This window comes from Streptomyces griseorubiginosus (assembly GCF_017614965.1).
Lineage (GTDB): Bacteria > Actinomycetota > Actinomycetes > Streptomycetales > Streptomycetaceae > Streptomyces > Streptomyces griseorubiginosus_B.
The window spans coordinates 18145-36711 of record NZ_WVUG01000055.1; the positions used below are offsets into that span (position 1 = coordinate 18145).

The 18567-nt window shown below is 70.8% G+C and carries 14 protein-coding genes and 1 pseudogene; 10 read left to right on the forward strand and 5 right to left on the reverse strand.

The annotated features are described in order from the left end of the window. Positions 1–162 precede the first annotated feature (162 nt). The 7 genes and pseudogenes from GRC12_RS13670 to GRC12_RS13700 form a co-directional block, all read left to right on the forward strand. Positions 163–1770 carry an IS1634 family transposase gene (locus tag GRC12_RS13670; protein WP_208779507.1) on the forward strand — a complete coding sequence of 536 codons (1608 nt, stop codon included), beginning with the start codon at positions 163–165 and terminating at the stop codon, positions 1768–1770. Positions 1771–1853: 83 nt separating this feature from the next. Then, a complete protein-coding gene (locus tag GRC12_RS13675; protein ID WP_208779508.1) occupies positions 1854–3098 on the forward strand; it encodes a D-arabinono-1,4-lactone oxidase in 1245 nt (414 codons plus the stop codon). A 200-nt stretch (positions 3099–3298) separates the two neighbouring features. Continuing rightward, complete coding sequence (locus GRC12_RS13680) at positions 3299–4378, forward strand: MFS transporter (protein ID WP_439959884.1); 1080 nt, start codon at positions 3299–3301, stop codon at positions 4376–4378. Further along, positions 4375–5382, forward strand: a complete 1008-nt coding sequence (locus GRC12_RS13685; protein WP_208779509.1) for an ABC transporter ATP-binding protein — start codon at positions 4375–4377, stop codon at positions 5380–5382. Before GRC12_RS13680 ends, GRC12_RS13685 begins: the two co-directional genes overlap by 4 nt. A gap of 2 nt (positions 5383–5384) precedes the next feature. Continuing rightward, on the forward strand, positions 5385–6188 hold the full coding sequence (locus GRC12_RS13690; protein ID WP_208779510.1) for an ABC transporter permease: 804 nt from the start codon (positions 5385–5387) through the stop codon (positions 6186–6188). 5 nt (positions 6189–6193) lie between these two features. Next, positions 6194–6994 (forward strand): ABC transporter permease, encoded by an 801-nt coding sequence (locus GRC12_RS13695; protein WP_208779511.1) that lies wholly within the window; start codon positions 6194–6196, stop codon positions 6992–6994. Positions 6995–7125: 131 nt separating this feature from the next. Next, a pseudogene (locus GRC12_RS13700) lies at positions 7126–7905 on the forward strand (alpha/beta fold hydrolase); the annotation flags it as partial. Here GRC12_RS13700 and GRC12_RS13705 read toward each other — a convergent pair. Both GRC12_RS13705 and GRC12_RS13710 read right to left on the reverse strand, forming a co-directional pair. Beyond that, entirely contained in the window at positions 7848–9584 is a 1737-nt protein-coding gene (locus GRC12_RS13705; protein WP_244372757.1) for a DUF2264 domain-containing protein, read from the reverse strand. The pseudogene GRC12_RS13700 and the gene GRC12_RS13705 sit on opposite strands and share 58 nt — an antisense overlap. Positions 9585–9664: 80 nt before the next feature. Then, positions 9665–10711 (reverse strand): rhamnogalacturonan acetylesterase, encoded by a 1047-nt coding sequence (locus GRC12_RS13710; RefSeq protein ID WP_208779513.1) that lies wholly within the window; start codon positions 10709–10711, stop codon positions 9665–9667. 200 nt (positions 10712–10911) lie between these two features. Between GRC12_RS13710 and GRC12_RS13715 the strand changes: the two genes are divergently transcribed. Continuing rightward, a complete protein-coding gene (locus tag GRC12_RS13715) occupies positions 10912–12591 on the forward strand; it encodes a rhamnogalacturonan lyase B N-terminal domain-containing protein (protein ID WP_208779514.1) in 1680 nt (559 codons plus the stop codon). 2 nt (positions 12592–12593) lie between these two features. On the opposite strand, the gene GRC12_RS13720 is transcribed toward GRC12_RS13715, so the two are convergent. Next, complete coding sequence (locus GRC12_RS13720) at positions 12594–14003, reverse strand: RICIN domain-containing protein (RefSeq protein WP_208779515.1); 1410 nt, start codon at positions 14001–14003, stop codon at positions 12594–12596. Position 14004: 1 nt separating this feature from the next. Further along, entirely contained in the window at positions 14005–15102 is a 1098-nt protein-coding gene (locus GRC12_RS13725; protein ID WP_208779516.1) for a glycoside hydrolase family 43 protein, read from the reverse strand. A 230-nt stretch (positions 15103–15332) separates the two neighbouring features. Between GRC12_RS13725 and GRC12_RS13730 the strand changes: the two genes are divergently transcribed. Then, positions 15333–15977, forward strand: a complete 645-nt coding sequence (locus GRC12_RS13730) for a hypothetical protein (RefSeq protein WP_208779517.1) — start codon at positions 15333–15335, stop codon at positions 15975–15977. A gap of 142 nt (positions 15978–16119) precedes the next feature. Here GRC12_RS13730 and GRC12_RS13735 read toward each other — a convergent pair whose 3' ends face one another. After that, complete coding sequence (locus GRC12_RS13735; RefSeq protein WP_208779518.1) at positions 16120–17616, reverse strand: APC family permease; 1497 nt, start codon at positions 17614–17616, stop codon at positions 16120–16122. Between the two features lie 134 nt (positions 17617–17750). Between GRC12_RS13735 and mmuM the strand changes: the two genes are divergently transcribed. Further along, positions 17751–18567: homocysteine S-methyltransferase (gene mmuM / locus GRC12_RS13740; protein ID WP_208779519.1), on the forward strand; the 817-nt coding region annotated here is incomplete at its 3' end.

An 18567-nucleotide genomic window follows, 5' to 3' on the forward strand; every position in this document is an offset into this window, starting at 1 on the left:
AAACCGGTATCTACGCTAGGCCCGAACTTCGCGGGTCGTTGATTCGTATGGTGTGGCCGGCCTGGGGGTGTCCCGGGCCGGGGTGGGGGCGTTGGATCGGGTGTGTCGATGACTTCCCGGTCCCCGCGGCCACGGTCTCAGCGTCAGCGTTTTGATGTGGCGGTGACGTCCGTCGTGGAGAAGCGTCTGGGCGCTCTGCCTGTCGCTGCCGAGTTTCTGCGCCGGCTGGATGTCGCCGGGATCGTCGATGCGGTGTGTCCGGGCGGTGCGAGTGCGCTGGTGACGCACGGGCAGGTGATCGAGGCGTTGGTGGCCAACCGGCTGACCTCGCCCGCGCCGTTGGTGCGGGTGGAGGACTGGGCCAGGTGCTGGGCGGTGGAGGAGGTCTTCGGGATCGAGCCCGGTCTGCTCAACGATGATCGTCTGGCCAGGGCACTGGATGCGATCGCTCCGCACCTGGAGCACATCGCGGGGACGGTCGGGGCGCGGGCGATCGGCGAGTTCGGGATCGACGTGGCCCGGATGCACTGGGACATGACCAGCATGTCCGTGCACGGCGCCTTCCCGGTTGAGAGCCAGGACGAGGACTTCCCCGTCATCGGCTACGGGCATCCCAAGGACCGGCGCTTGGACCTGAAGCAGGTCCAGGCCGGCCTCGCGGTGTCGGCCGACGGCGGCATCCCGCTCCATGCCCGGGTCTTCGGTGGTGGTGCGGCCGAGGTCAGCCAGGTCGTCGGCGCGATGAAGGACCTGCGGGCCATGGCCGGTGAGCGCGACTTCCTGATGGTTGCCGACTCCAAGCTGGTGTCCTACTCCAACATCCGTGCCCTGCTGGCGGCCGGGGTTGAGTTCATCGCCCCGGCCCCGGCCGCGCAGGTCAAGGACGAGGTCTATGCCGCTCTCGATCCCGCGCAGGCCACCGTCGTGGACTGGACGCCCAACCGGGAGGCGGGCAAGCCCGCCGAGCGGCGCGAGACCTACCGCGTGCTGGAAGACACCCACACCCTGAGCGGGCCCCGCAAGAGCGATCCGCCGCTGACCGTGCGGCGGATCCTGGTCCACTCCACCGCGAACGCGGCCGGTCAGCAAGCCGCCCGGGACAAACGCCTGGCCAAGGCCGCCGAGGACCTGAACAAGCTCACCGCTGCGGCCGGCGGACGCCACTACAGGACCCGGGAGAAGATCGTCGCCCGGATCGGTGTCATCGCCGCCAAGCGGCGTGTCACCTCGTGTCTGCGCTGGACCGTCACCGACAGCGGCAGCGGAACCCCGGTCCTGGCCTGGCACTTCGACACCGGCGTGCTGGACGCCGAAGCCGCTGTCGACGGCTGGTACGCACTGCTGACGTCCGTCCCCGCCGACCAGGCAGACGCCGGGCAGGCCCTGATCCACTACAAGGGTCAGGGCGCGGTCGAACGCCGCTACCACGACTTCAAGGGCCCACTCGCGGTCGCGCCGGTCTTCGTGCAGCACAACCGGCGCGTCGCCGCCCTGATCCAGGTCATCTGCCTGGCCCTGCTGGTCTTCTGCCTCATCGAACGGCAGGTCAGACGGGCGCTGGGCCCCGAGCAGACCATGAGCGGTCTCTACCCCGACAACCGCCGCGTCCGCCCCACCGGCCGCATGATCTTCTACCACCTCGGCGAACTCACTCTGCGGATCGGCAACGTCACCGACCCGCCCACCGTCCAGGTCACCCGCGGCGTCCAACTCCACCTCCTCGACCTCCTTGACACCGACATCGGACAGACCCGCTGGCCACAGACCTGAAACGGTGACCCGCGAAGTCCGGGGCTAGGCGGCGGCAAATGAGAGGGTCAACGCATGGGCACTCTCCGGGAGGGACGACACAGATGACGACCACGGTCACCAACTGGGCGGGAAACATCACCTACACCGCCAAGGAGCTGCACCGCCCCTACTCGCTGGACGGGATCAGGGATCTCGTGGCGCGCAGCGCGAAGGTGCGCGTGCTGGGCAGCGGGCACTCCTTCAACGAGATCGCCGAGCCGGGCCCCGAGGGCGTCCTGCTGACGGTCGCGGACCTGCCCCCGGTGATCGACGTCGACACCACCGCCGGGACGGTACGCGTCTCGGGCGGCGTGCGGTACGCGGAACTCGCCCGGATCGTGTACGCGCACGGGCTGGCCCTGCCCAACATGGCCTCCCTGCCGCACATCTCGGTGGCCGGCTCGGTCGCCACCGGCACCCATGGCTCGGGGGTCGGCAACGGGTCGCTCGCGGCGCCCGTGCGCGAGGTGGAGATCGTCACGGCCGACGGGTCCCTGGTCACCATCGGGCGCGGCGACGAGGGGTTCGAGGGGGCGGTGACCTCTCTGGGCGCGCTGGGCGTGGTCACCGCGCTCACCCTGGACCTGGAGCCGTCGTACGAGGTCGAGCAGCGCGTCTTCACCGAACTGCCGCTGGAGGGGCTGGACTTCGAGAAGGTGGCGGCGTCGGCGTACAGCGTGAGCCTGTTCACCGACTGGCGGGCGCCCGGTTTCCGGCAGGTGTGGCTCAAGCGGCGCGCCGACCAGCCGCTGACGGACTTCCCGTGGGCCGCACCCGCGACCGAGAAGCTGCACCCGGTGCCGGGGATGCCCGCGGTCAACTGCACGGAGCAGTTCGGGGTGCCGGGGCCCTGGCACGAGCGGCTTCCGCACTTCCGGGCCGAGTTCACGCCGAGCAGCGGCGCCGAACTGCAGTCGGAGTACCTGCTGCCGAGGCGGTACGCCCTGGACGCGCTGCGCGCCCTGGACGCGGTCCGTACGACGGTCGCGCCGGTGCTGCAGATCTGCGAGGTGCGCACGGTGGCCGCCGACGCACAGTGGCTGAGCCCGGCGTACGGGCGGGACACCGTGGCGCTGCACTTCACCTGGGTCGAGGACACGGCGGCGGTGCTGCCGGTGGTGCGGCGGGTCGAGGAGGCGCTGGAGGGCTTCGACGCGCGGCCGCACTGGGGGAAGGTCTTCACCGTTCCCGCGTCGGTGCTGCGCGAGCGCTACCCCCGGCTCGGCGACTTCCGGGAGCTGGCCCGCTCGCTCGATCCGCAGGGCAAGTTCGCCAACGCTTTCGTGCGGGATGTCCTGGGCGACTGACTTTATACACCCCATGTTTTAACCCGTTGCCGATTCACCCCAGTAGCCCATACTGTTGCGCCGCGCCGGGTCGACATGGCTCCGGCCTGCCCAAGGTCGGAGGTCAGGTGAGCGAGACGGTCCTGAGGACGCCCGCGCCGGGCCGGCTGTTCACACGGTCGGCCACGGCCGCGTCCTGCGCCGGGTTCGTCCTCATCGGGATGCTCCAGGCGCTCTACGGTCCGGCCGTGCCGGGTCTGCGCGCCGAGTTCGGTCTGTCCCCGGCGGGCGCCGGGCTCGGTCTGAGCCTGCACTTCACGGGGGGCGTGGCGGGCGTCCTCGCCTTCAACGCGATCCACTCCCGGATCAGCAACAGAGCGCTGCTGGCGGCGAGTTACGGCCTGATGGCACTGGGCGCCGCGGGCTTCGCGCTCGCCCCCGGCTGGCCGCCGGCCCTGGCCGCCGCCTTCCTCGCGGGCCTCGGCTTCGGCGGTATCGACTACGGCCTCAACCAGCTCTTCGCCGTCGGTTTCGGCGACCGCTCCACGGCCATGCTGAACGTGCTCAACGCCCACTTCGGCATCGGCGCGGTGCTCGGACCGGTGGTGGTGGCGTGGCTGGGCCGGGACGCGTACACGTACGCCTTCGGGGCGTGCGCGGCGCTCGCGGCGCTGCTGGTGGTCGCGGGGTCGAGCGGCGTCCGCACCCCGGTGACGGGCACGGAGGAACCGGTTCCCGCGAAGGGCCGGCTCGGGCTCCCGCGGATCCTCCTCGGCTTCCTCGCCCTCTACGTCCTCAACGTCGCCGTCGAGGCCGGTGTCGGCGGCTGGGAGCCCACCCATCTGGAGACCGTCGGCTACGGCGCGACCGTCGCCGCGTCGGCGACCTCGGTGTACTGGCTGATGATGACGGCGGGCCGCTTCCTCGTCGTCCCCGTCGCCCTGCGCCACTCCCCCGAACGCATCCTCACCGTCTGCGCGGCCGGCATGACCGTGTGCCTGCTGCTGGCACCGGCAAAAGGACTGGCGCCGGTGGCCTACGCCGGTGTTGGGTTGTTCATCGCGCCGGTCTTTCCGACCGGTCTGCCCTGGCTGAACAGGGCCCTTCCCCAGGCGAGGCGCGCCGGTGCCTGGGTCATCGCCGCGTCGATGGCCGGCGGGGTGGCGGCGCCGCCCCTGCTGGGCGTGGGCATCGAGACCTGGGGCATCCATGCGGTCCCCTGGCTGCTGACCGCGCTCTCCGCCGCCTCCCTCGCGGCAACCGTACGGCTGATCCAGCTCACCCGGAGGTCCGTCGAGTGATCGGCAGCATCGAGGTCCGCTCCCTCTCCCGCTCGTTCCACACCACCGTCCGCCGGCCCGGTTTCACCGGCGCCCTCAGATCCCTCGTCAACCCGGAACGGGCCGTCAAGCACGCCGTCTCCGACATCTCCTTCGACGTGGCACCCGGCGAACTCCTCGCCCTGCTCGGCCCGAACGGCGCCGGCAAGTCCACCACCATCAAGATGCTCACCGGCATCCTCACCCCCACCTCCGGCGAGGCCCGGGTGGCGGGCGTGGTGCCGTACGAGGACCGGGAACGCAACGCACGCAACATCGGCGCGGTCTTCGGGCAGCGCACCCAGCTGTGGTGGGACCTGCCGGTGCGGGAGTCGTTCGCGATCCTGCGCGACATCTACGAGGTGCCCGGGGCCGAACACGCCGCGCGTCTGAAGGAGTTCGACGACATCCTCGAACTGTCCTCCTTCTGGGACACCCGGGTGCGTCATCTCTCCCTGGGCCAGCGGGTGCGCTGCGACCTGGCCGCGGCGCTGCTGCACGACCCGCCGGTGGTCTTCCTCGACGAGCCGACCATCGGCATGGACGTGGTGGTCAAGGAGCAGGTCCGCGAGTTCCTGCGCCACCAGGTCGAACAGCGGGGCCGTACCGTCCTGTTGACCACGCACGACATGACGGAGGTCGAGCGGCTCGCCGAGCGGGTCGTCCTCGTCAACCACGGGCGGCTGGTCCTGGACGGCACCCTCGACGAGATCCGCCGCAAGTACGGCTCGACCTGGCAGGTGCGGGCCACCCTCGCCGACGCGCACACCGACGTCGTACCGCCGCCCGGCATCACTCTGCTGCGGCAGGAGGGCCCGCAGGTCGTGTTCGGTCCGGACGGACCCGACGCGCCCACCGTCCACCAGGCGCTCAAGGCGGTCATCGAGCGGTACGAGGTGACGGGCATCGCCATCGACGAGGCGGACCTGGAGGACGTGATGCGTGCCGCGTACGTCCACGCCGGTCCCGGCGCGGAAGGGGCCTGACGGTGGCCGTCCTGCACGCCTGGCGCGCCGCCCGCGTCACCCCGCTCGGCGAGCTGCACGCCCCGCCCCGGATGACGGCCGTGCTGGTCCGGCTGATCGTCCAGGTGGTGCTGGTCGCCTCCCTGTGGAACGGCCTGTACGACCGCACGACGGTCTCCGCCGGGATGAGCCGCGAGCAGGCCGTCACGTACGCCGTGCTGGCCGTACTCGCGTCCCGGCTGCGGGAGTTGGACCAGTACGCGGGCCGGGACACGGTCATCCAGCACATGCACTTCGGCACCATCGTCTACTGGTATCTGCGCCCGCTGTCGCCCGCCCGCTACCATGCCCTGCGCGCCCTCGGTGAGCAGGTCTACGGGGCCGCGTGGGCGCTCGCCGGATACGTGGTGTGCCTCGCCGCCGGGGTGGTCCAGCCGCCCGGATCGGCCGCCGTGGGCGGGGTGTTCGTGCTCAGCATGCTGCTCGGGCAGCTCGTGCTGTACCACGTCATGCTCCTGCTGGACCAGATGTGCTTCTGGACCGTGCGCAACAGCGCCGCCATGCTCATCCTGATCTTCGCGCAGAACCTGATGTCCGGGGTCTACGCCCCCCTGTGGTTCTTCCCCGCCTGGTTCCGCACCCTGAGCACCTTCCTGCCCTTCCAGGCGACGCTCAACGTACCGCTGTCCCTGTACGTCGGCCGCATCGAACTGTCCGACGCGCCGCTGCAGTTGGCGATCCAGGCCGGCTGGGTCGTGCTGCTCCATCTGTTCACCCGGTTCCTGTGGCGGCGGGCCGCCCGCCGGGTCATCTCCCAGGGAGGCTGAGGTCGATGAACGCCGTCAAGATCGCCTGGCGCGTCACGCGCCTCAACTTCCGCTCCCAGCTGGAGTACCGCACCGAGTTCCTTCTGATGGTCGCGATCGGCGCGATCTGGCAGGTGTCGGTGATCGTGTTCGCGACCGTGCTGCTGACCCGGTTCACCGGGATGGGCGGCTGGGACAGCTCCGACGTGCTGCTGATCCCGGCGACGCGGATGCTGGCGCACGGGCTGTTCGTCCTGGTCCTGGGCCGGATGCACGGCATCGGCCGGTTCATCCAGGAGGGGCAGATCGACGTCTATCTGCTGCGGCCCATGCCGGTCCACCGGCAGGTGCAGCTGCAGTACTTCCCCACCAACGCGATCGGTGACCTGACCGTGGCCACGGGGCTGATGGCCGGTGCGCTGTCCCGCAGCCACCTCGACTGGAACGCAGGCCGCGTCACGTACCTCGTCGTCTGTCTCGTCGGCGGCATGCTGCTGGAGGCCGCCCTGTTCACCGCGGTGGCCAGCGCGTCCCTGCGTTTCCCCACGGCCGACTACTGGAGCCGCTGGCTGGAGGAGCTGCTGGGCACCTTCGGCAGCTACCCGCTCAACGTCCTGCCCAAGGCGGTGGGCGGCTTCCTCACCTTCGGCATCCCGCTGGCGTTCGTCGCCTACTTCCCGGCGGCCGTCCTCACCGGCCACGGCCACGACACGGGCGTCCCCTACTGGCTGGCGGCCGCCTCCCCCCTCATCGGCGTCCTCGCCTACCTCGCGTCCCGCCTCCTGTGGCGCTGGAGCCTGAACCACTACACGGGCGTCAACGGCTGACGGCCCGCCTCAGGCGGGTCACCCCGACCGCCGCACCGGAGTGAACAGCGCCACCCCGGCGATCACGAGGCAGGCCGTGGACGCTCTCCACATCGCACGTCGGCACTGGCCGGGGGAAGGACGGCAGGACGATGACTGAGCCGCACCACGACGTACGCGGCAGCGGCCCCGTACTTCTGATCATCCCCGGTGGCGCCGGGCACCCCATGGGCCTCGGTCCGCTGACCGACGCGCTCGCCGACCGGTTCACCGTCGTCACGTACGACCCCCTCGGCCTCGCCCATGGACGGCTCGGGGAGCCGGTGGAGGACCAACGGGTCGAGGAGTGGAGCGAGGGGGCACACCGGGTCCTCGAAGCGGTCCTGCCCGAAGGCGAGTCGGCCTACGTCCTCGGCACCAGCTCCGGCGGCATCGTGGCCCTCGACCTGCTCGCCCGCCGTCCGGAACGGCTGCGGCACGTCGTCGCGCACGAGCCGCCGTGCGTGGGGGTACTGCCCGACGGTCTCCGGCACCGGGCCATGTTCCGGGCGGTGTACGACACTTACCGCGCGGCGGGCCTGCAGGCGGCGGCGACACGGCTGAACGCCGCGCTGACGGGACAGGAGCCGTCGCCGGATCCGGTCGGCGGCCACCCCTTGTCCAGAGACGAGGAGTTGAGGAACCCCATGGCCCTCTTCCTCGCTCACGTCCTGCGCCAGTTCACCTCCTATCCCCCCGACCTGGCCGCCCTCACCGACTCCCGCAGCCGTCTCACCCTTGCCGCCGGTTCCGACTCGGGGGGTCAACTGCTCTATCGGACAGCCGAGTTCCTCGCCAACCACACCGGCAGCCGCTTCGTCGAGTTCCCCGGCGGTCACGTCGGCGTCGCCCAACACCCGGCCGCGTTCGCCGAACGGCTCGTCCAGACGCTGACCCCGCTCCCCGGGTCGTCGAACAGGACCCGCACCTCCGGTCCGTCAGTCCACCGCACGGCCAACTCCCCTGCCCCGTAGGGCTCCACGGACACCGTCTCCCCCAACGGCACAGGATTCGCCTGCCCGGTGAGCCGCGCCAGGGCCACGAAGAGCGTGGCCTCGTCGCCGGTGATCCCGGTGAGGGTGTCCGACAGGCCGACGGCCGGGAGGAGTTCGGCTCGCAGCCCTTCCTCTTCCGCCGTCCATCCCGTCACCCGGACCGGCGTCCCCGGTCCCGCACCGGTGACTCTGAACGCCCGCACCTCCACGGCCCCTCGCACCAGCACCACACTGGTGACCCGGGCGCCCGCGCCGGCGAGATGCCGTGACGCCGCCCATCCGTCGCCCACGCCCAACGGCTCGATCTCGGTCCGGCCCGGGTGGTCGCCGATGATCACGCTGTTGTCGTACGACGGGGAGGGCGCCGTCGCCGTCGAGTACGCGAGGCGCGTGTAGTACGGGTCGTAGCGGACGTCCTCGCTGCCGTGGTTGTGAAGGCGCACCAGGCCGTCCGAAGCGGTCGACTGCACAAGCCAGTTGGGCGGGACGATCGGTGTAGTCGCGTCCCCGCGCTCGGCGGGTCCCGGTTCCTCCGTCGCCGTCCACACCGGGTGGTCGGGCGGCAGGAGGAGGCCGAGGAAGCCCTTGGCGGCCCAGTACGGCGAGGCGGGGCCCGAATACCCTTGCAGGACGGCCGGGTCGGGGCCGTGCCAGCCGAGGGTGAGAAGACCTCGGTCGTCCACGGCTCCCCGTTCCAGGAAGTACTTCAGCGCGCCCGAGGCGAGCCTGCGCGTCTCCCCGGGGGCGAGGGGCGTCCGGTCCGTCAGCGCGCCGAGCCACAGCGGTGCCGTGGTGGCGAAACGGTAGGTCAGGGAACGGCCCTGGTGCATCGGCGCGCCGTCGCCGCCGAAGAGACGGGCGTAGTCCTCCAGATGGCGCGAGAGTCTGCCGCCGTAGAGGTCGAGCAGGCGTTCGTCGTCGGCGAGCCACGCGTGCAGCATCGGGTAGAGGTGCATCGCCCAGCCGTTGTAGTAGTCGAACTTGCGGCCGTCCCCGTCGGTGTACCAGCCGTCTCCGAGGTACCAGTCCTCGATGCGTTCCAGGCCGCGGTCGATCGCCTTGCGGGAGGCCACCGTCTCGTGACCGATCTCGTCGAGGAATCCGCCCACCGTCACGGGAAACAGTTCCCAGTTGCACGGCCATGCCTCGGCGGTCAGCGCGTCGCCGAGCCAGGCCGCCGCCCGCTGTCGTACCCCGTCGTCCAGCCGGTCCCACAGCAGCGGGCGGGTCAGGCGCAGGGCGAGGGCGATGGAAGCTGCCTCGACCAGGGGCTGGCCGCGGTCCTCGATGCGGGGCCAGACGCCCGCGGTGCCGGCCGCGAGGCCCTCGGCGTAGCGCTGGAGAGCGCTCTCGTCTCGGCGGAAGGCCGCGAGGAGGAGCGTCCGGGCGTACCCCTCGAGGCCGTCGGAGAGCCGGCCCGACCAGCTCTGGCGGTCACCGGGAAGGTGGTAGAGCGCGCCGCCCTCGGCCGCGTACGGCTCGACCGCGGCGAGCAGGGCGTCGGCGGCCGCCTCCCAGTGGGCTCGGGTGCAACCGGTGCGCGGGCTCAGGGTGACGTCGGCGACAGGCAGGTGCATCGGCTCTCTCTCAGGGAATTCCGGATCACCCGGAGGGAAGACCTGGGGCGCCCCGGTTCCGGTCGAGACGCCCCAGGCGTTCATCCCGCCCGCACCAGGCCCTTCGGCACCAGGTGCTGGGCGAGAAGTCCGTCACGGACAAGACCCGCGTACACCGTCGCACCGTATGCGGAGGTGTGGGTGTTGTCCTTCTTCTCGTTGTAGAGGTAGATCGCTTTGGAGCCCTCGACACCCAGGGACTCCACCAGCGCCTTCGTCCTCGCGGTCAGATCGATCAACGGTACGTGCTCCGCGGCCGCCACCGACCGGATGACCGCGGGATGATCCACACCGAGACCATTGACCAGCAGCGCTGTGTTGTTGTTCAAGGTGCCGTCCGCATTGAACCACCGCCGCACGATCGGCGTCACCAGGACCGGCTTTCCGCCCCTGTCCCGCACCCCGGCCACGAGCGTCTCCAGGTTGGCCCGGTAGGTCGCCTCGTCGGTCGTCTTGTCGTTGTGCGCCAGCTGGATCAGTACCAGGTCACCGGGGCGGATCAGGGGTCGCACCGTCCCCCACAGCTGCGGGTTCCCCAGGTACGTGACCGTACTCTCGCCGGAATCCGCGTAGTTGGCCACCGACACGCCCTTGCGGAGGAACCGCGGGAGCTGCTGGCCCCAGCCGGAGTACGGGTCGGCGGGCTGGTCGCAGACCGTGGAGTCGCCGACGAGGAGGATCTGGCGGGTGTGCCGGGCCGCCGGGGTGACGCGAATGCCCGCCAGGGCGGGGGCCGAGCCGCCAAGGGCCAGGTCCAGGCCGGGCGTTCCGTCCGGGCCGGTCGGCTCGCCCTCCGGTGTACGGACGTTCACGGTGAAGCTGCGGGCCACGCGCTCGCCGGCCGCGGCGGGCGTCTCGGGGAGCAGGGAGCGGCGGGTCTCGCCGCTGATGCCGGTGCTGGACGCGGCCTCGCCGCCGAGCAGGACGGTCACGTCGTAGGCGCCGGGCGGCACGTCGAAGTGGCAGGCGGTGGCGGTGCAGTGATCCAGGCCGACGGGCTGTGTCGCCTCGTGGGCCTGGGCCGGCGTGGCGGTCAGTCCGGCGCCGAGGGTCAGGGCCGCCAGCACGGTCGGCTTGAAACGTCTCATTCGCGAATCCCTCCGTAGAACGACCGGAACGACAGAGCCTGGCCGCTGGACCGTACCGCCACTGGCAAGCGCTTTCTAGCCCTTGGAGCGATTTCACATGACTGCCAACCTCCATCAGGTGAAAGCCCTTTCGCGAAATCGATTCAACTGTCACCCTGCCAAGCACTCGCACCCCCACGGCTCATGAAGGAGGCACCCCCATGTCCGAAACCGCGAACAGACCGGTCGGCCGCCGCACCTTCGTCCTCGGCACCGCGGCCACCGCGTCCGCCGCCGCCCTCGCCGGTCCGCTCGCCGGCTCCGCGTCCGCCGCCGGCTTCGGCTGGAGCGACGACGGCTCCCACTACGTCGTCGACACCGGCGCGAGCCTGGTCTTCAAGGTCAGCAAGACCAACGGCGACCTGACCTCGCTCGTCTACAAGGGCACGGAGTACCAGGGGTACGGCGGCAAGAACTCCCACATCGAATCCGGCCTCGGCACCTCGACGGTGACGATCGCTCAGTCCGGCCCGACCATCCTGGTCTCCGTCACCTACGGCACGCTTCGGCACTACTACGCGGCCCGCAGCGGCGAGAACAACGCCTATCTGTGGACCGACAAGGCCGACGACTCGGTTTCCGCGACCCGTTACATCGTGCGCGTCAAAGCCGGGATGTTCCTCAACGACGAACCCGACAGCTACACGTACACGACGAGCACCGTCGAAGCCTCGGACGTCTTCGCCAAGTCCGACGGCCAGACCCGCTCCAAGCACTACTCCAGGCTGCGGGTCATCGACTACGAATACATCGGCTGGACGACGGGAAGCGTCGGCCTGTACATGGTCCGCTCCAACCACGAGAAGGCGTCCGGCGGCCCCTTCTACCGCTCCCTGCTGCGCCACCAGAGCGCCGACGGCGGCGGCCTCTACGAGATCCTCTACTACGGCGAGAACCAGACGGAGTCCCAGCGCTTCGGCCTCCAGGGCCCCTACGTCATCGCCTTCACCGACGGCGGCGCGCCCTCGTCGTCGCTCCACCACGCCAACATCACTACGGCCTGGGCGGATTCGCTCGGCATCTCCGGGTACGTGCCCGCGAGCGGACGCGGAAAGGTCGCCGGCGTCGGGATCACCGGACGCGACACGGCGTACCCGTACACCGTGGGCCTCGCCAACTCGGCCGCGCAGTACTGGGGTTCGGCGCGCTCCTCCGACGGCTACTTCTCCCTTCCGGGTGTGCTGCCGGGGACGTACACGCTGACCGTCTACAAGGGCGAACTGGCCGTCTACAGCGGCTCGGTGGTGGTCACCGCGGGCGGCACGACCACGCTCAACACCATCGCCGTCCCGTCCTCGAACGACCCGAGCAACGCGAGCGCGATCTGGCGCATCGGCGACTGGAACGGCTCGCCGAGCGGGTTCAAGAACGCCGACCTGATGACGTACGCGCATCCGTCCGACGTCCGTGCCGCCTCCTGGACCGGCAACGTGGTGATCGGCAGCGGCGGTGAGACGTCCGCGTTCCCCTGCTATCTGTGGAAGGACGTCAACAGCGGCATCGTCGTCTACTTCAAGCTGACCGCCGCCCAGGCCGCCGCGGCGCACACCCTGCGGATCGGGGTGACGACGGCCTATGCCAACGGCCGGCCGCAGGTCGTCGTCAACGACACCTGGACCTCCGCCGTCCCCTCGCCGCCCGCCCAGCCGAGCACCCGGTCGCTGACCGTGGGCTCCTACCGGGGCAACAACCACACGTTCACCTACAGCGTGCCCGCGTCCGCCTGGCTGACGGACGCCAGTGCCTACAACACGCTGAAGATCTACGTGGCGAGCGGCTCGGGGTCGACCTCCTATCTGAGCGCGGGCACGTCGATCGACGCGATCGATCTGCTGATCTGACGTCAGGTGCCGCGCGTCCACTGCTGGTTGGTGCCTCCGTTGCAGGTGTAGGTGATGATCGCGGCGGAGTTGGCGGTGGACGCGCCGGACACGTCCAGGCACTCACCACTGGCGCGGGCCTTGATGTTCACATAGGAGCCCGAGGTGACGACCGACCACTGCTGGGCGGTGGCGCCGGTGCAGTTCTCCTGGGTGACGTCGGCGGCGTTCTCCTGCAGGCACAGGGAGCTGCCGCGGCCCATCAGCTCGTAGTAGCCGGTCCCGAGGTCCTTGAACCACCACTTCTGGTTGGTGCCGCCGTTGCAGGTGTACTGGCTGATGGCGACGCCCTGCCACAGGGACTGGTTCGCCACGTCCGCGCACTTGCCGCTGTGCCGGGCGACGAGCGTGTTGTACGTGGCGCTCGTCCCGCTGATCGTGCCGGCGGTGGTGTCGACGGTGACCTCGGGGTACCAGGACATGGACATCGAGGTGGAGGTGGGGAAGGACAGCGGCAGCCAGACGTAGCGGGAGTCGTTGACCGTGCCGCCGAAGGAGTTGCCCCACCGGTCGCCCATGTAGAGGTACGAGGTGCCCGAGGTGCCGGTGACCGTCAGGACGTAGGCGGTCTGGGAGTTGTAGGCCGTGGAGTCGCCGACGTTGGTCCAGGAGGTCCAGGGGCCGGAGAGGCTGGTGGCGGTGGCGTACTGCTGCTGGTTGGCGCTCCAGCCGGTCGCGCCCGAGGTCAGCATGAAGTAGACGCCGCCCCGTTTGAACAGGGCCGGGGCCTCACGGTGGCCGCCGGGCCAGGGGTTGGCGACCAGGCCGGCGATGGCCGTGTAGTCGGCGGTGAGCCGGTAGATGTGCAGGTCGTAGTTCTCGTTGGCCGCCGAGACCATGTACGCGGTTCCGTCGGTGTCGACGAACGTCGTGAGGTCACGGGACATGTACTGGCCCAGCGGCTGGAAACTGCCCTGGTAGGTGTAGTTCCCGTCGACGGTGTCGGAGACGGCGACGGCGGCACGGGCCTCGCTGTAGTCGACGCCGTTCTCCTTGTGCATCCACATCACGAACTTGCCGGTGGAAGCGTTGTAGACGACCTTCGGGCGCTCGATGTAGGCGGTGCCCAGTTCGGTGGCGGAGGACTGGGTCAGGACGTGGTTCCTGAACTCCCAGTTCTTCAGGTCGGTGGAGCGGTAGGCGTCCACGTACCGGAAGGTGTTGTCGGCGTTGCGGTCCTCGCCGAACCAGTAGTAGTAGGAGCCGACCTTGATGACGCCCCCGCCGTGCGCGTGGACGGCGGCGCCCGAAGTGTCGGTGAACCGGGTGCCGTTGGTGATCGTCTGGGCGGCCGCCTGGGCGGGGCCGGCGGTGGCGAGGGCAGCGGACAGGCCCAGGCACAGGGCGAGCAGGACCGCGTACGCACGTCTCATCTCACACACTCTCCTTCACGGAGTCGGCCGCCGTGTCGGCCACGGGGATGCCGAAGTGGGGGGTGCCGTCCGGGTTCCAGTCGAGCCGCTGGATCCGGGTGTGGCGGTTGGGGTCGTCCAGGGGGTCGCCGGTGATCTCCTTGTACGGGCGCGCGTGGTAGACGAGCACGTCGCTGCGGCCGTCCTCGGCGACCGTGAAGCAGTTGTGGCCGGGGCCGTACTGCTTCGTCGTGTCGTTGCTGGTGAAGACCGGGACCGGGGACTTGGACCAGTTCGCGGGGTCCATGAGGTCGGCGTGCGCGTCGGCCGTCAGCAGGCCCATGCAGTAGTGGTGGTCGGTGGCGGACGCCGAGTAGGACAGGAAGAGCCGGCCGTTTCGGGCGAGGACGGCCGGGCCCTCGTTGACCTTGTAGCCGACGCACTCCCAGTCGAACTCCGGGGTGGACAGCCTTACTTGGGGCCCCGTCAGGGTCCAGGGGTTCGCCATCCGGGACAGCCACAGGGCGGTGTTGTTGTCCATGCCGGGCTCGTGCTGGGCCCAGACGAGATAGCGCGTTCCGCGGTGACTGAAGGTGGTGGCGTCGAGGGAGAAGGTTTCCCAGGCCGTTCTCACCTGTCCCTTCTCCACCCAGGTCCCCTTGAACGGATCGGCACCGGCGTTCTCCAGGACCCAGATGCGGATGTCCCAGACGCTTTCGGCGGGCGCGGAGGCGAAGTAGACGTACCACTTGCCGCCGATGCGGTGGATCTCCGGCGCCCAGATGTGCGCGCCCATCGCACCGGTGGCGTGCCTGGCCCAGATGGCCGACTCGGCGGCCGTCGCGAGCCCGTCGAGGGTGCGGGAACGGCGCAGGACGATCCGGTCGTACTCGGGGACCGTCGCCGTGAAGTAGTAGAAGCCGTCGGCATGGCGGTGGATGTACGGGTCGGCGCGCTGCCGGACGAGCGGATTCACGAACGGGGCGGCCTGCCCGTTCGGCGCGGCGGTGGCCGGGGTGGGGGTCGCCGCGAGGGCGCCCGCGGCCAGGGCGGCTCCCTTCAGCATCAGTCGGCGGGGGGGGGGATGGGGGTCTGCGGGCACGTCGTCATCGCGGCTCATACGGCTTGCCTCTCGGGGGTGTTCGAGATGTCAAACAACATCTGTCATGACGAACGCCGAAAAGGTAAGGGTGTGGAACGGGGAGGTCAACGGGTCTGACGCGACGGACAGGAAGCGCTTTCGACACGGTCCGCCGGAGCGCCGGTTTTCTGTTATCGCCGCTCCACCCCGCCGTCTCCACCCACGTGCACAGCCATATCCCCAAGACAGCAGCCGCCGCCGGAGCTCTGGTGGCGATCGCCGCCCTGCTCTCCACGGCGGGCCCCGCCTCGGCCGCCGGACCCCGTGACGTCACCGCCGACGTGCGCGGCGACGGGACGCTGGTCCTCACCAGGGGCAGCGACTTCACACTCCCCCGGTCACGGCAACGGCAGGGGCGGGTGGTGACCTCGCTGAGCGGCAGGGGCACGGTGAAGGGGGCCGTGACCAGCGAGGGCGTCGTGTTGAAGGTGGGCGGTGCCGTCCGGCTCGCCGGGGACCTGGATATGGCGGCCGCCTGGTCCGCTCCCGCCCGGGAGATCACGGTGCTGGAGAACACGGGGAAGTCGCAGACCCTCGGCACGTTCGCAGGCCTGAAGGAAGGCGCACGGCTCGAACTCGCCGACACGACGTATCGGATCGGCTACCGGGGCGGCGACGGCAACGACGTCGTCCTGTCCGCCGTGAGCTCCGCCGGGCATTCGCCCGCGGCGCGCTCGATCAGTCCGTCCGGCCCGTCGGTGGCCTCCGTTCCTCGCACCGCCAACCCCGCGAGCAGCGGGCTGGGTTGGTGGCCGTACGCGCTGGCGGTCGGGTTGCTCGTCGGGCTCGTGGTGCCCGCGCTGAAGCGGCGCGAGGGCCGGCGGAGAGGCGGACGGCACGCGGCGCAGGGGTAGGGGGCGCGGGGCCGCGGGGCGCCGGAGTTCGCCCGCAGGTCGCCGGAGCCGCCCGAGCCGTTCGCCGCGGGCCGGGGGGTCGCCCGAACCGTTCGCCGCGGCTCCTTGCGGTGTGAGACTCACCGTCCGCTCGGAGCCTGCCTCAAGGCTGGATCCGGGCCGCTTCCGGGGCCGGGGCCGGGGCCTCCTCCTTCTGCCGGCCGCGCAGCCACACGTACACCGGGATCCCGGCGAAGAGGAACAGCACGCCCTGGTAGACGGCCGCGTAACCGGCTCCCGCGATCAGCCAGAAGGAGAAGGCGAAGGAGAGCGCCGCCACCAGGAGATCGCGGACGAGACCCGCAGGGCGGACGCGGGCCCGCGTGCCCCGGGCCAGCCAGTAGAGCTGGGCGGCGGCCGAGAGGAGATAGGGGACGCAGCCGGTGAACGTGGTGATGAGGACCAGGACCCGGAAGGTGGTGTCGGGACCCGCCGTGTAGTTCAGGGCGATCAGGATGGTGCCGAGGACCGCCACCGCCCAGACGCCGAAACCGGGGACGCCGCCCTTGCCGACGCGGGCGAACGGTTCCGGGAACAGACCGTCGCGCGCGGCGGCGTACGGCATCTGCGCGGCCAGCAGGATCCACCCGTTGAGGCAGCCGGTGATCGAGGCGACGGCGACCAGGGCGATCGCGGTGCCGCCCCAGGAGCCGCCGGTGATCGCGTTCACGGCGTCGGCGAAGGGCGCCCCGGAGTCGACCAGCTTCTCGTGCGGGACGAGGCCGAAGACGGCGATGGTGCCGAGGATGTAGACGACGGCGGAGGCCAGGGTGCCCAGGACGCTCGCGCGGCCGACGGTGCGCCCGGGGTCCGTCACCTCGCCCGCGCTGACCGCGGCCGACTCGACACCGAGGAAGCTGTAGAGAAGCAGGGCGGCCGCGGCGGCGATCGCGCCCGGCGCACTGTCGTGAGAGGCGTTGAAGGGGCCGAAGTTGTCCGCGCGCACGAAGAACAGGCCGATGGTGGCCACCAGGAGCAGCGGCACGAACTTCAGGACCGTCGAGACGATCTGCACCGCGCCGACCCAGCGCGTGCCGGCGAAGTTCGCGGCGGCCGGCAGCCACAGCGCGGCGAGGGCGACGACCGCCTCCAGAACGTGGTTCCCGTGCAGGGGGATCAGGACGTCGACGTATCCGACGACCGCGGTGGCGAGGGCCGCGATGCTGACCCAGCACATCGTCCAGTACGACCAGGCCGACAGGAACCCGGCGAAGGGGCCGAAGGCGTCGCGGGGGTAGACGTAGAGGCCGCCGGTGACCGGGCTGCGGCGGGCGAGGCTGCCGAAGAGCAGGGCGAGCAGCACCGCGGCGACCGACAGCACGACGAAGGCCACCAGACTGACCGTTCCGTACGGGGCGACGGCGGCGGGCAGCGCGAAGATGCCGCCGCCGATGATGTTTCCCATCACCAGCGCGGTGGCCGCGGCCAGGCCGAAACTCCGTCGGCGCGGGGCGGATGCGGGAGCCGCCTCGGACGGCAGGGACGGCTCCGGCGCGGCGGACGAGGACTTCTCGGACGGCTCGGGCGCGGGGGACGAGGACTTCTCGGACGGCTGGGGCGGCTGGGGCGCGTCGGCCTCGGGCGAGCTGGTGGCGGTCATGGCTGTTCCAGGGGTGGAGCGGGGACGGGGAGGGCCGTGATCGTAACCCGGCATCCCACATGATGGTCATTCTGTTCATTGAGTGGACACAATCGAGTGCGGGTTCCGGCTCCGCCTCGACTACCGTCAAGGGCATGACCAGCGACACCACCCTCGCCGCGGCCCTCGCCGCCGGCCCCGTCGTGCTCGACGGCGGCATGTCCAACCAGCTCGAGTCCGCCGGGCACGACCTGAGCGACGAGCTGTGGTCGGCCCGGCTGCTCGCGGAGCGGCCCGAGGCCATCACCGAGGCGCATCTCGCCTACTTCGAGGCCGGCGCGGACGTGGCCATCACCTCCAGCTACCAGGCCACCTTCGAGGGCTTCGCCAAGCGCGGCGTCGACCGGCGACGAGCGGCCGAACTCATCGCGCTGAGCGTGGAGTTGGCGCGCGAGGCGGCCCGGCGGGCACAGGCGAAGGGGGTGACGCGGCCGCTGTGGGTCGCCGCTTCGGTGGGACCGTACGGGGCGATGCTGGCGGACGGTTCCGAGTACCGGGGGCGGTACGGGCTGAGCGTGGCCGAGCTGGAGGCCTTCCACCGGCCCCGGCTGGAGGTGCTCGCCGGGGCCCGCCCCGATGTGCTCGCGCTGGAAACGGTTCCGGACGCCGACGAGGCGCGGGCGCTGGTACGGGCGGTACGGGGGCTGGAGGTGCCGGCCTGGCTGTCGTACACCGTGGACGGCGACCGGACCCGCGCCGGGCAGCCGTTGGAGGAGGCGTTCGCCCTGGCGGCCGAGGCGGAGGAGATCGTCGCGGTGGGGGTGAACTGCTGCGCGCCCGGCGACGTCGACGGCGCGGTCGAGATCGCCGCCCGGGTCACCGGCAAGCCCGTCGTCGTCTATCCCAACAGCGGGGAGGCGTGGGACGCCGGGGCCCGGTCGTGGAAGGGGCGGTCGTCCTTCGCACCGGAGC

Excerpts from the sequence above, each read along its gene's own strand:
- GRC12_RS13715 (WP_208779514.1), top strand. The coding sequence starts at position 10,912 with ATGTCCGAAACCGCGAACAGACCGGTCGGCCGCCGCACCTTCGTCCTC.
- GRC12_RS13705 (WP_244372757.1), bottom strand. The coding sequence starts at position 9,584 with ATGCACCTGCCTGTCGCCGACGTCACCCTGAGCCCGCGCACCGGTTGC.
- GRC12_RS13680 (WP_439959884.1), top strand. The coding sequence starts at position 3,299 with ATGCTCCAGGCGCTCTACGGTCCGGCCGTGCCGGGTCTGCGCGCCGAG.
- GRC12_RS13735 (WP_208779518.1), bottom strand. The coding sequence starts at position 17,616 with ATGACCGCCACCAGCTCGCCCGAGGCCGACGCGCCCCAGCCGCCCCAG.
- GRC12_RS13725 (WP_208779516.1), bottom strand. The coding sequence starts at position 15,102 with ATGAGCCGCGATGACGACGTGCCCGCAGACCCCCATCCCCCCCCCCGC.
- GRC12_RS13720 (WP_208779515.1), bottom strand. The coding sequence starts at position 14,003 with ATGAGACGTGCGTACGCGGTCCTGCTCGCCCTGTGCCTGGGCCTGTCC.
- GRC12_RS13710 (WP_208779513.1), bottom strand. The coding sequence starts at position 10,711 with ATGAGACGTTTCAAGCCGACCGTGCTGGCGGCCCTGACCCTCGGCGCC.
- GRC12_RS13675 (WP_208779508.1), top strand. The coding sequence starts at position 1,854 with ATGACGACCACGGTCACCAACTGGGCGGGAAACATCACCTACACCGCC.
- GRC12_RS13695 (WP_208779511.1), top strand. The coding sequence starts at position 6,194 with ATGAACGCCGTCAAGATCGCCTGGCGCGTCACGCGCCTCAACTTCCGC.